Raw genomic sequence first — 12,910 nt, 5'->3', positions numbered from 1 at the left:
CCGGGCCCGGTGACACCACCCCCCGGATCATCAACTGCAACAAGGGGGGGAAGTCATGCCGGACCCGAAGGCCGGTAGCCCCATTGCGGAGCCACAAAAAAGGTAACGGGAGGGGCGGGCCGAGCGGGTGGGTCCGCCCCTTGCCACGCCCTCTCCCCGGCCGGGTGAACGACGGCCTCACTGGCCCCGTACAGGTTCGTCGGCCATACTGCCCGCCGTGGAGCAGCGCATAGATCCGAAGACTCAGCCCGCGTACGACGCAGGCACAGACCCGGCGTACATCCCCGGTCTCACGGCCCCTCGAGCCGCCGCGAAGGCGGACGAGGACCCGGAGCGGACCGAGGAGCCCGCACCCGAGGGTTCCGCGCCCGAAGATGCCGTCGTGGAGGCCGCACCGGAGGAGGACGCGGCGCCCGACGCCGAGCCCGTCGCCGGGGAGGCGGCGGACGACGAGGAGGACGAGAAGGAGCACGTGGACGAGGCCGACGGCGCTTCGTCGGGCGACGGAGCCGACGACGGTCCGTCGTTCGAGGTGAGCGACCGGCGCGGTTCGATCTCCGCGGACCGTGAGGGCATCCGGTTCACGCTGGACGACCAGGAGGCCGACTTCCGCTGGGACGAGATCGGCGCCGTCGAACTGAAGCCGGCCCGGTTCGGCCGCCGGTTCACGATCACGGTCCACATGTCGACCCGGCGCTGGTTCAACGCCGAGGTCGAGGCGGCCGCCAGGAGCAACCTCAAGGAGTGGACGGAAGGCTTCGACGCGGTCCTGGACGCCTACTTCGAGGAGTCCTGACGGTCCGGGCCCGTGACGGCCGCCCAGGGGCGGCCTGAGGCCCGGGCTCCACGCCTCCTACGCCGGTGCGTCCGGTGAGGGTGAGCCGTGTCCGGGCGTCCCGGAGGCGCCCGTGCCGAGCAGCGCGCCGAGGAGGTGCGGCCAGGCGTCCGCCCCGAGGGCGGCGTCGGCGGCGGGCGAACCTCCGTACCGGAAACGGTCGGACGGGGCCGCGGGGCCCTCGCCGGGCAGCCGGGGGCGGTGCCCCGCACCGGCGTGGGTGACCAGACGTACGGGGAGACCGGCCGCCCTGCGACGGGCGGCCAGTTCCCCGGCGAACCGCAGGGAGGGCCACATCAGGTCGTCGCCTCCCGCGACCACCACGAGCTCGGTGCCGGGCCCGGCCACCGGGACCGACGCGGCCGGGACGCGGTCGGCGAAGACCCGCAGGCTCCGCTCGTACCAGCCGAGAACCGATACGGGTGCGCCCTCCGGTTCGCCCGGTCTCCAGGCGTCGTCGTAGGGGACGAACGGCAGCGGCCTGCCCCGCCAGGTCCAGGACGACCGATGAGGGTGCGCGCTGCCGTCGCGGCCGGGTCCCACATTCGCCCAGGTCACCGAGGTGGGCGAGAGAGCGACCACGGCATCGACGCCGCCGTGGAGCCCGGCAAGGTGCAGCGCTGCCTCGGCGCCCTTGGAGGTGCCCAGGACGCCGATGCGCCGTGCGCCGTGCGCACGCAGCCGAGCGACTGCGGACACGAAGGTCTCCAGCGGGACCTCGCAGATGCCGGGTGGCTGCCCCGGCCCGCCGAACCACCGGACCGACAGGGCGGTCAGCCCTTCCCGGGCCAGCAGCCGGCACCGTGCTTCCTCGACCCGTCCGCTGGACCCGGCGAGGACGAGCACCCCGGCGCCGCTGCCGTGCACGGGGGCGGCGAGGAAGCCCGTCCAGGCGTCGGCGCCGTCGTCCGGCCCGGCGCACACGGTGCGCTCCTCGGTTTCCACCGCTGGCTCAGGCCTCCGCCAGGACCACCGACCGCGTCAGGTGTCGCGGGCTGTCCGGGTCCAGGCCGCGGGCGGCGGCGCGGGCGATGGCCAGGCGCTGGACGCGGACCAGTTCGGCCAGCGGGTCCAGGCCGCTCTCCACCCAGCGGGCGCCGGTGGCGAGGACCTGCTCGCGCAGGCCCTCGGGGGCGGCGCCGAACGTCCAGGTGGCGGTGCCGGTGGTGGCGATGCTGATGGGGCCGTGCCGGTATTCCATCGAGGCGTACGCCTCCGTCCAGGACAGCGAGGCCTCCTTCATCTTCAGCGCGGCCTCGTTGGCGAGACCGGCCGTCCAGCCACGGCCGAGGAAGGTGAACTGCGAGCAGTCCAGCAGGCCTTCGGGCAGCGGCTCGGCCAGCGCGGTCTCCGCGTCGCGGACCACGGCGTCGGTGTGCAGGCCGAGGTGGGCGCGGAGCAGCGTCAGCAGGGTGGTGGCGAAGCGGGTCTGCACCACGGACTGCTCGTCCGCGAAGTCGAGGACCACGACGGCGTCGGCGGACGTCATCACCGGCGTGTTCGGGTCGGCGGTGATGGCGACGGTGGGGGTGGTCCCGCGCAGCCGGTCGAGGAGTTCGAGCACCTCGGTCGTGGTGCCCGAGCGGGTGAGGGCGACGACGCGGTCGTAGCGGCGGCGGGTGGGGAACTCCGAGGCGGCGAAGGCGTCGGACTCGCCCTGCCCGGACTCCTCGCGGAGCGAGGCGTAGGCCTGAGCCATGTAGAACGAGGTGCCGCAACCGACGACGGCGATGCGCTCGCCGGGGGCGGGCAGTGCGGCGGCGTGGCTCGGAGCGAGGTCTGCGGCGCGGCGCCAGCAGTCCGGCTGACTGGCTGTCTCGATCTCGACAAATGACACTTTTGCACTCCGAACTGGTGATGGGATGCTCGTTTACGCACGTTACCCGCGACGAGCGAGCATTATCAAGCATTCTCTGTGCAGCTGGCTTGACTCGGCGGAGCCTTGTGCCCACGCTTGCGCGTGTCCGGTGATCGCACCCAAGGGGATGGGTGCTCGCAGACCGGACCTGTAAGGAGAGTTCTCTTGTCCAGGGATGCCCGGTGGAACGCACTGCTGGAACTCGTCGGCAAACACGGGCGGGTGGACGTCGAGGACGCCGCCAGGGCGCTGGACGTCTCGGCCGCAACCATCCGCCGGGACCTGGACCAGCTGGCCGAGCAGCAACTGCTCACCCGCACCAGGGGCGGGGCGGTCGCGCACGGCGTCAGCTATGAACTGGCGCTGCGCTACAAGACGGGGCGCAACGCTCCGGAGAAGCAGGCCATCGGCCGTGCCGTCGCCGAACTGGTCGCGGTCGGCGAGGTAGTGGGGCTGACCGGCGGTACCACCATCACGGAGGTGGCGCGGTCGCTCGCCGTGCGCTCCGATCTCGTGGGTGAAGGTGCGGGCGGGGTGTCCGGGCAGCCGACCCTGACGGTGGTCACCAATGCCCTCAACATCGCCAACGAGCTGGTGATCCGGCCGCAGATCAAGATCGTGGTGACCGGCGGTGTGGCCAGGCCCCAGTCGTACGAACTGACGGGCCCGCTGGCCAGCGGTGTGCTCGGCGAGATCACGCTGGACGTCGCCGTGCTCGGTGTCAACGCGATCGACACCGAACGCGGTGCGTACGTCCATCACGAGGGTGAGGCCAGCATCAACCGGCTCCTCGCCCAGCGGGCCCAGCGGGTGGTGGTGGCGGCAGACTCGTCGAAGATCGGCAAGCGGGCCTTCGCGCGCGTCTGCGACCTCGGGGCCGTCGATTTCCTGGTCACCGACAAGGGGGTCACCCCCGAGGCTGCTGCGCGCTTCACGGAGGCCGGTGTCACCGTCATGCCTGCGCCCGAGTCAGGTTCCGCAGTGCTTGAAGGTGCATAGGCATGGCGGTAATTGATCACAAGCAAGCACAACAGCAACGCTTCTGACGGTGCAGCAGCCCTCGTCGGCATCGGCTCGCGGCGATTATGTGTCACTTATGTGACTGTTTCGCACTCTCTGCTCCTCCTCCGGTGGTGCTTACCGCGACTTTTACATGTCAATAGATGTTCGTTACATCAGCGGAATGAGCAACTCTTGCCATGGTGGTGTCTGATCGTGAACTATGTGGGCTGTCGCCGCGCAGGAGTCGCGAACCCACCCGAACCGGTGTGTACCGCCTCCACGTATGCGGGACGTTCTCTCGCTCCATCAGCCCTGGAGGTGCCTGTGACGATGGCAGATGCGCCGGTCACAGCCGTGCGGCCACCCGAGCCGCAGCCCCGCGACCCCGACGACGCGGACCGCCCCGCGGGGAAGAACGGCAGGAAGGGCCGAATACGGCAGCCGCTCCGGTACCGGCTGAAACGGGACAGGACGCTCCTGCTCCTCTGCCTGCCGGGTGTTCTGTACTTTGCGCTCTTCTTCTACCTGCCGCTTGCGGGCAACGTCATCGCCTTCCAGGACTACCAGCCGTTCCTGGGGTTCAAGCAGAGCCCGTTCGTCGGCCTCGCGAACTTCACCGCGCTGCTCGCCGAACCGGAGTTCTGGAGCGCGGTCTCCAACACGCTGCAGATCACCGCGATCCAGCTGCTCCTGTACTTCCCCGCGCCGATCGCTCTGGCCCTGCTGCTCAACTCGCTCATCAGCGAGAAGATCAAGCGGTTCATCCAGACCGTCGTGTACCTCCCGCACTTCCTGTCCTGGGTCGTCGTCGTCGCCATGTTCAAGCAGGTGCTCGGCGGCGCGGGGTCGGTCACCACGCTGCTGATGGAGCACGGGGTCACCATCGGCAACGTGATGACGGACCCCGGCACGTTCAAGCTGCTGATCACCGCCCAGGCCATCTGGAAGGACTGCGGCTGGGGCACCATCATCTTCCTGGCCGCCATCGCCTCGATCGACATGGGGCAGTACGAGTCCGCCGCGATGGACGGCGCCGGCTGGGTCCGCAGGATCTGGCACGTCACCCTTCCGGGCATCCGGCCGGTGATCCTGATGCTCCTGATCCTGCGGCTCGGCGACATCCTCTCGGTCGGCTTCGAGCAGATCATCCTGCAGCGTGACGCCGTGGGCCCGGACGCCTCCGAGGTCATGGACACCTACGTATACTTCCATGGCGTCGTCGACGGCGACTGGGGCATGAGCACCGCCGCCGGACTGATGAAGGGCGTCATCGGATTCGCGCTCATCCTCGCCGCCAACAAGCTGGCCCACCGCTTCGGCGAGCAGGGAGTGTACCGATGAGTCAGCAGTCCGTCGTGAGCCGGCTGCGCACGGCGCGGTCCGCACCCCTGGGCGCCTCGCGCCCCCGCCGTACCCACGGCAGGCCGCCGTGGATGGAGCGCCCCCACTGGTACGGACAGGGCGCGAAAGCGGCGGCCCTGGTGGTCCTCACCGTGATCGTGCTCTACCCGTTCGTCCTCGCCATCGGCACCAGCCTGGCCGGCCGCGAGGAGCTGAACGCCAACGGCGGCTACGTACTCCTGCCGCACCACCCGACGCTGGAGGCCTACCGGGTCATCCTCTCCGGTGGTGTCGTCACGCAGGCCGCCCTGGTCTCCATCTGCATCACGCTGATCGGCACGGCGCTCAGCCTGGCGTGCACGGTGATGATCGCGTACGGCACCTCGCGTCCCGGCACGGTGCTCGGCAAGCCGATCCTGCTGCTGGTGCTGGGCACCTTCCTCTTCGCGCCCGGCATCATCCCGACGTACCTGGCGGTCCAGCAGTTCAAGATGCTGGACACCTATGCCGCGCTGATCCTCCCGGTCCTGCTCAACGCGTTCAACATCGTGGTCGTCCGCTCCTTCTTCCAGAGCATCCCAGAGGAGCTGTACGACGCGGCGCGGATCGACGGGGCCGGTGAGGTCACCGTCCTCTTCCGGATCGTCCTCCCGCTGTCCAAGGCGGTCCTCGCGGTGGTCGGCCTGTTCTACGCCGTCGGTTACTGGAACAGCTTCTTCAACGCGGTGCTGTACCTGAACGACTCCAGTAAGTTCCCCATCCAGGTGATCCTGCGCAGTTACGTACTGAACGGGCAGAGCATCAACGCGTCGGCCATGGGCGTCCACGCGGTCCCGCCCGCGACTTCGCTGCAGATGGCCGTGCTGATCATCGCCATCGTGCCCATCTTCTGTGTCTACCCCTTCCTGCAGAAGTTCTTCGTCAAGGGCGTCCTCACCGGGGCGATCAAGGGCTGATCCAGCCACCCCCGCCCCCGCAGGCCACACACTTCTAGGAGCACCATGTCCACCAACTTGTCCCGGCGCGGCTTCATGGGCGCCGCGGGAATCGCCGGCCTGACCGTGGCCGGTCTGTCCACACTGACCGCCTGCGGCAGCGGCGCGACGGTCAGCAAGGGCGGCGCCAAGGCATCGGCCAAGCTGAAGCTGCCGACGTACGTGGCCGCGCAGACCGCCCCCGCGGACCTGGCGGGCAACGCGGCGGGTCTGGACGCCACCTACCTGCGCTACCCCAAGCAGCTCACCAAGTCGGTGGCCAAGGTGCCCGGTGACGGCAGCCGCATCACCGCGCTCACCGAGACCTTCACGACCCCCGCCCCGCCGCAAGGCAAGAACGCCTACTGGCAGGAGCTGAACAAGCGCCTCGGGGCGCAGTTCGACATGACGATCGTCGTCGACCAGGGCGTGGACGCGTACCTCACCAAGTTCAACGCCATGATGGCCGGCGGCGACATACCCGACCTGGTCTGGTTCCCGCCGAACCAGGGCATCCAGCGCGTGCCCGAGCTGCTGGACGCCAAGTTCCACGACCTCACCCCGTACCTCTCCGGCGACGCGGTGAAGGCGTACCCGAACCTGGCGAACCTGCCCACCACCGCCTGGAAGACCGCCGTGATCAACGGCAAGATCCGTGGCGTCACCGTGGCCTACGGTTCCATGGGCCAGGTCTACGTCGTGAACGAGGACTTCTGGAAGCCGGTCGGCGGCGCGGAGTTCACGAGTGCCGAGGACTTCCTCGCCAAGGGCAAGGAGCTTGCGGACCCCAAGCGCAACAAGTACGTCCTGGAGCCGGCATACGTGAACCACGTCGGCATGTTCGGCCAGTGGTTTGGCGCGCCCAGCGGCTGGCGGCTGGAGGGCGGCAAGCTGACGCACATGTACGAGACGCCGGAGTACCAGGAGGCCCTGGCCTTCGGCGTCAAGGTGGCGAAGGCCGGTCTGTTCTGGCCGGACCCGAACCTCAGCACCACCATGGAGAAGATGGCGCAGGGCAGCCTCGGCGCGTATGTGCAGTCCTTCCCCAGCTTCCTGGTGGACGCCAAGACGTACGACTTCCCGTTCGGCGTCATCGTGCCGTTCGCCGCGAAGGAGGGCGCGAAGCCGCGCTACAGCATGGGCTACGGATCCGTCGGTTACACCGCCATCAACAAGAAGGCGGACGCCGCACGCGTGAAGATGCTGCTGGGCGTCATGGACTACCTGGCCGCCCCCTTCGGTACGGAGGAGCGGCTCTTCCTCGACAACGGCATCGAGGGCAAACACTTCAACCGCACGGCGAAGGGCGACGTCGAGCTCACGGCCAAGGGGAACTCCGAGGCGGTCACCACGGCCATGCCGCTGGCCTTCCTTGCCGCCGGGCCCGAGTACGTCTACCTGCCGGGCAAGGCCGAGCTGGCAGGCAGGATTCACGGCTGGCAGCAGGAGCTCCTCAAGATCAGCCAGTCCAACCCGACGAGCGGGCACTTCTCCGACACGTCGACGAGCAAGAGCCCTTCGCTCACCACCGCCATGAGCGATGTCCAGCTGGACATCATCGCGGGCCGCAAGCCGCTCTCCGCCTTCAAGGAGGAGCTGAGCAAGTGGCGTTCCGGCGGCGGCGACAAGATGCGCGCCGAGTTCGAGGCATCGCTCGCCGGTAAGTAGTCTCCGCCCGCACGACCCGTACATACAAGGAAAGGGACTCCCGTGTCAGACCTGCGACTCGGTGTCATCGGACTCGGCCTGCGCCGTTCCATCGCGATGTCCGCCCACCACCCCGGACAGGGATCGGCGATCACCGCCGTCTGCGACCTCGACCCCGAGGTGCGCCGGCGCGAGGCCGAGCGTTTCGGCACCGATGTCGCGGTCGAGGACTACAAGCTGCTCCTCGACCGGGACGACCTCGACGCGATCATCATTGCCACCCCGGACGACACCCACGAGGTCATCGCGATCGACGCGCTCCGCGCCGGCAAGGCGGTCTTCGTGGAGAAGCCGCTGGGGATCACCGTCGAGAGCTGCGACAACGTCCTGCGTGCCGCGTACGAGACCGGGACCCGGCTCTACGTCGGCCACAACATGCGCCACATGGGCGTCGTACGGCTGATGCGCGACATCATCGCCCGTGGGGACATCGGGGAGCCCAAGGCCGTCTGGGTGCGCCATTTCGTGGGATACGGCGGCGACTACTACTTCAAGGACTGGCACGCCGACCGGACCCGGACCACCGGACTGCTCCTCCAGAAGGCCGCGCACGACATCGACGTGCTGCACTGGCTGGCAGGCGGCTACACCCGGCGCGTCAACGCGCTGGGCGACCTGCTCGTCTACGGCGGCCTGCCGCGCCGCGAGCCGGACACCCCGCGCCCGGACAACTGGCTGCGCGAGTTCGACTGGCCGCCGACAGCCCGCAAGGACCTGCACCACATCGTCGACGTCGAGGACGTCTCGGTGATGAACATGCAGCTCGACAACGGCGTCGTGGCCGCCTACCAGCAGTGCCACTTCACACCGGACTACTGGCGCAACTACACCGTCATCGGCACCGAGGGGCGGCTGGAGAACTTCGGCGACAGCCCCGGTGACGAGGTCAAGGTCTGGAACACCGGACCCAGCGGATACCGCGCCGACGCCGACATCACCTACCGGGTGCCCGAGGCCGGCGGTTCGCACGGCGGCGGCGACACCCGGATCATGGAGGAGTTCTGCCGGTTCGTGCGCGACGGGGGCGTCACCGACACCTCACCGGTCGCCGCCCGGATGAGCGTCGCCGCCGGTGTTCTCGCGACCCGTTCCCTGCGCGAGGGCGGTGCGCCGTACGACGTGCCGGCTCTCGACCCCGAACTCGTCGCGTACTTCGAACGCGGGCAGGTCCGTTCCTGAGGATCTGACCGGGAAAGGCCGGACAGGGCCCGGGGCCCTGTCCGGCGGGTTTCACCGCACCAGTGCACCGAGCCGGTGCATGCAAGGCAACGATCCCCATTCCCCTCACCAGAAGCAGGTGCATCGCATGACCCTGCGCCACGTCTTAGGCACGATCACCGCCGCCGTCACCGCTACTGCCGCGGCGGCCACCCTGGCCCTGCTGGGTACGGCCGGCTCCGCCCGGGCCGCGGAGTCGGGCATGGCCGCCCCCGCCCGGGCCGCCGAGTCCGTTACGGCCGCCTCCGCCCGGGCCGCCGAGCTGGGAGTCACTCCCGGCACCTACACCAACTACTCCTTCTCCGGTGCTCCGGTACTGACCGAGGTCACCTGGTCCACCACCGTCCCGCACGACCCCGGATACCGGGCGAACATCTTCTGGAGCCACCAGTTCGGCTTCGACCGGGGCAGCGGCGCGTACTTCGGGATGCAGTCCAATGGCGGGTCGAAACGGACGCTTCTTTTCTCCGTCTGGGACGTCTCCGAGGCCAGAGCGGGCTCGTCCGGCAGCTGGTGCCAGACCTTCGGCGGCGAGGGCGAGGGCATGAGCTGCCGGATGAACCTCGACTGGACCGCCGGGCACCGCTACACCTTCGAGGTCGCGGCCGAGGGCGACGGCTGGTTCGGTGCCACCGTCGCTGACACCGTCACGGGTGCCTCGTACAAGCTCGGCGCCATCAAGACCCCGGCCACCGCCATCTCGCCCTCCGGGATGGTGGACTGGACCGAGTACTTCGAGTGGAACAACCCCCGCGCCAACTGCTACGACCAGCCGTTCAGCGACGCCCGCTTCGGGGTGCCGACGGGCAACGGCGGTACGGTCACCGCCGCGGTCGCCTCCACGTCCAGCAGCGCCAACGCCTGCGCCCCGATGACCCGGATCGATGTCGCGGCAGGCTCCACCGTGCAGAACCTCGCCGTCGGCAACTCGGTGCGCGGCGCGGTGACCGGGCCCGCCGGGAAGTGCCTGGACGCCTTCGGGGGTGTCGCGGACGGTGTGGTCGCCGACCTCTACACCTGCTCGGGCGGCGCCAACCAGGCGTGGGTGAAGGCGGCCGACGGCACGCTGCGGCTCCCGTCCGACTACTGCCTCGCCGCGGACGGCACGGGCAACGGGGCCGCCGTACGCGTGCGTGACTGTGCCGGGACCGGCGCGGGCGGGGCGGTCACCGACCCGGCCCGGCAGTGGACGTACAACGCCTCCACGCACGCGGTCGTCAACAAGGCGTCGGGGCGCTGTCTGGACGTCCCGGGAAGCGACACGGCGAACGGGACCGCTCTCGGGCTCTGGGACTGCCACGGTGGCGCCAACCAGCAGTGGAACGTGCCCGCGACCTACTAGATCCGCCGGGCCGTGAGCCACCGGCCCCCGGCGGGCCGCTTCCAGCGGTCCCGTCCGGGGGCTCCGGCGTCCGGCCCGATGGCTCATCCAGGGCTTCGGTGTCCGTTTCAGGCGGTCTCACCCACGTTCCATGCGTCTGTTTCCAGCCATGCTCGGTGGGTAACCGGTCTCCGCCGGTTTGACGACGGTCCGACGTGCACCCGTAACGGGGCGCCCGCAGCCGGGGGGTTTGCTCAAAAATCTTCCGGTCGTTCCCTGCCGCGCCCCGCTCGACTGCTCTCGGACTGTCACCGGCCGACCGGCCTCGGGGTGACTGAAAGGCGATTTCACGCCAACAAGGTCCTGTTGTCATCGGGTTCGAACGCGCGACCGGATCGGGGTCGGCATAATCGCGTCCATGTCGATCACGGGTGGAGACGTCGTTGACCTGGGCCGGGGCCTGTACGCATGGCTCCCGCCGAAACGGGGCTGGGGGCTGGCCAACTGCGGCCTGCTCGTCTCGCCCCGTGGCGCGCTCTGGATCGACACCCCGTACGACACGGTGCTGGCGGGCCAGTTCCTGGCCGAGAGCACGAAGCTGCTGCCCGACGGTGTCTCCATCGACCGTGTGATCGTCACGCACGCCAACGGCGACCACTTCTGGGGCGCGGGGGTCCTGCCGGACGCGGAGATCATCGCGACCCGCGAGGCCCGGGAGCACATCCACTACGAGCCCACCCCGCAGCAGCAGCACGCCCTGGTCAACGGAAGCGATCCGGCCACCGCGCTCGGCGCCTACCTCGGCCGTCACTTCGGGCCCTTCGACTGGTCGCAGACCGATCCGGTCCGGCCGACGACCTACTTCACCGGGGAGCTCGAACTGACCCTGGGGGAGTACCCCGTACGCATCACGTCCCTGCCGTCCGCGCACACCACGGGGGACCTCATGGTCCACCTGCCAGCGCAGGGCGTCGTGTTCAGCGGCGACATCATCTTCTCCTCGACCCCGCAGCAGCCGGGCGACCACCCCATCCACTGGGCCGGCCCGCTGAGCAATGTGATCGCGGCCTGCGAACAGGTACTGGACACCGGCGCCGAGACCGTGGTGCCGGGTCACGGACCGGTCCTGGACCGGGCGGGCGTACGCGATCACATCGTCTACCTCGAGTACGTGCGCGAGCGCGCACACGCCTTCCACGGCGCCGGCGTACCGGCCGTGGAGGCGGCCCGCCGGGTGATCGGGGAGGGGCGTCACCCCGAACTGGGCCTCCCGGAGCGGCTGGTGGTCACGATCGGCAGCGAGTACCGGCAGCTCGACGGATCCGAGCTCCCCGGCGTTCTCCAGGTCATGACCGACGTCGCAGCGGTCGCGCAAGAAGTGGAGCAAGCCCGTGGAACGGCAGGCCCGGCGGTCTGACCACCCGGTCCCCGCCCGCCGCGACGGCAGCGGAACCGGACTTCGGTACCGCGGCAACGGGATCGGCCCTGGCCGTCCCGGGCACAGGACCAGCCCCCGCCGTCCCGGGCACAGGGCCCACCCGACGACAGAAACGCGGTAACGGCATGGCATGGATCGTGGCGGTGGTCGCCGTCATAGCCGCCGTGGCAGCAACGGCACGCTCCTACCGGGCCGCACGCTCGGAACAGCTCGCCGTGGCCCACGCCGAGCTCGCCGAACGCCAGGCGAAGGCGGCCGAGGCCCGCACCGCGGCCCTCGTCGACGAGATCCGGCAGCTGGCCCGCAAGCGGATCCCGGCCGCCGCGCTCGCCCTCTCCCACCCCAGCGCCCAGGTCCCCGGGCTGCGGGAGGCGGCCGAGGTCGACGGGGGAGCGGCCAGGCTGCTCACCGAGGCCGTACAGGCGGCCAGGACCGCGGTCATGGAGGAGCGGCAGCGCGTCGACGCGGCCGCCCGCGCGGCGATGCGCGGCACCTCGGCCAAGATCCAGTCCCTGCTCAACCAGTCCCAGCAACTGCTGCACGAACTCCAGCACGAGTACGACGACCCGCGCATCCTGCAACTGGACTTCCGCAACGAACTCGCGCTGCGCCGCACCCAGTCCACCGCGGTGCTCTGCGACGCGTGGCCCGGCCTGGCCCGGCAGAACTCGCCCCTCGTCGAGATCGTGCTCGGCGCACAGTCCCGCGTCGCCGGCTACGAGCGGATCAAGGTGGCCAACCACCTGCGCGACGAACGCCTAGGGCTCGCCGCCCGGGCCGCCGAACCCCTCGCGATCGCGCTCGCCGAACTGCTCGCCAATGCCACCGCCTACTCGCACCCCGACACCGATGTGCAGGTGACGGTCCAGCAGAGCGGCGGCCGGGGGGCGTTCCTGGTGGTCGACGACGCGGGCATCGGCATGGACGACGATGCGCTCGACCGGGCCCGCGCCCTGCTGGCCGGGCCCTCCGAGGTACTGCTGACCGAACTGGGCGACCCGCCGCAGACGGGGTTCGCCGTGGTCGGAAAGCTGGTGGTGCAGTACGGCTTCCACTGCCACATCGAGGCCTCGCCGTTCGGCGGTATGCGTACGATCCTGCGCGTCCCCGCCCATCTGCTGACGGTGCTGGAGGACGACCACAGCCTCTCCGCCCTGGCCCCCGCGCCCGTGTCGGCCGGCCCCGCCCCGGCCGGGCCGGCCGACACGGGCGCGGG

The 12,910-nt window shown here is 69.9% G+C and carries 11 protein-coding genes; 9 read left to right on the top strand and 2 right to left on the bottom strand.

From position 1 onward, the window contains the following. Nucleotides 1–217: 217 nt before the first annotated feature. Nucleotides 218–796 (top strand): hypothetical protein, encoded by a 579-nt coding sequence (locus JGS39_RS27385; RefSeq protein WP_219572273.1) that lies wholly within the window; start codon nt 218–220, stop codon nt 794–796. A gap of 57 nt (nt 797–853) precedes the next feature. Here JGS39_RS27385 and JGS39_RS27380 read toward each other — a convergent pair whose 3' ends face one another. Further along, nucleotides 854–1,759: an acyl-CoA thioester hydrolase/BAAT C-terminal domain-containing protein gene (locus tag JGS39_RS27380; protein ID WP_308120740.1), complete on the bottom strand. Its 906-nt coding sequence runs from the start codon at nt 1,757–1,759 to the stop codon at nt 854–856. A gap of 28 nt (nt 1,760–1,787) precedes the next feature. Next, nucleotides 1,788–2,672, bottom strand: coding sequence for an SIS domain-containing protein (locus tag JGS39_RS27375; RefSeq protein ID WP_219572271.1), 885 nt, complete (start codon nt 2,670–2,672; stop codon nt 1,788–1,790). 186 nt (nt 2,673–2,858) lie between these two features. Between JGS39_RS27375 and JGS39_RS27370 the strand changes: the two genes are divergently transcribed. The 8 genes from JGS39_RS27370 to JGS39_RS27335 all read left to right on the top strand — a co-directional run. Further along, on the top strand, nt 2,859–3,692 hold the full coding sequence (locus tag JGS39_RS27370) for a DeoR/GlpR family DNA-binding transcription regulator (protein ID WP_219572270.1): 834 nt from the start codon (nt 2,859–2,861) through the stop codon (nt 3,690–3,692). A 333-nt stretch (nt 3,693–4,025) separates the two neighbouring features. After that, nucleotides 4,026–5,036, top strand: coding sequence for an ABC transporter permease (locus JGS39_RS27365; RefSeq protein ID WP_219572269.1), 1,011 nt, complete (start codon nt 4,026–4,028; stop codon nt 5,034–5,036). Further along, the gene (locus tag JGS39_RS27360; protein WP_219572268.1) at nt 5,033–5,992 is read left to right on the top strand and encodes a carbohydrate ABC transporter permease; all 960 of its coding nucleotides are present in this window, start codon (nt 5,033–5,035) and stop codon (nt 5,990–5,992) included. Before JGS39_RS27365 ends, JGS39_RS27360 begins: the two co-directional genes overlap by 4 nt. A gap of 45 nt (nt 5,993–6,037) precedes the next feature. Beyond that, the gene (locus JGS39_RS27355; RefSeq protein WP_219572267.1) at nt 6,038–7,678 is read left to right on the top strand and encodes a type 2 periplasmic-binding domain-containing protein; all 1,641 of its coding nucleotides are present in this window, start codon (nt 6,038–6,040) and stop codon (nt 7,676–7,678) included. A 42-nt stretch (nt 7,679–7,720) separates the two neighbouring features. Next, nucleotides 7,721–8,896 (top strand): Gfo/Idh/MocA family protein, encoded by a 1,176-nt coding sequence (locus JGS39_RS27350; protein WP_219572266.1) that lies wholly within the window; start codon nt 7,721–7,723, stop codon nt 8,894–8,896. A 127-nt stretch (nt 8,897–9,023) separates the two neighbouring features. Then, nucleotides 9,024–10,277, top strand: a complete 1,254-nt coding sequence (locus JGS39_RS27345; RefSeq protein ID WP_236064367.1) for an RICIN domain-containing protein — start codon at nt 9,024–9,026, stop codon at nt 10,275–10,277. A 397-nt stretch (nt 10,278–10,674) separates the two neighbouring features. Then, nucleotides 10,675–11,673, top strand: a complete 999-nt coding sequence (locus JGS39_RS27340; RefSeq protein ID WP_219572265.1) for an MBL fold metallo-hydrolase — start codon at nt 10,675–10,677, stop codon at nt 11,671–11,673. A gap of 146 nt (nt 11,674–11,819) precedes the next feature. Beyond that, nucleotides 11,820–12,910, top strand: a 1,091-nt coding sequence (locus JGS39_RS27335; protein ID WP_219572264.1) for an ATP-binding protein, incomplete at its 3' end; no start/stop codon positions are given.

The sequence above is a fragment of the Streptomyces poriferorum genome (assembly GCF_019399235.1).
Taxonomy (GTDB): Bacteria; Actinomycetota; Actinomycetes; order Streptomycetales; family Streptomycetaceae; genus Streptomyces; species Streptomyces poriferorum.
This window is presented reverse-complemented; position numbering and strand designations above follow the sequence as displayed.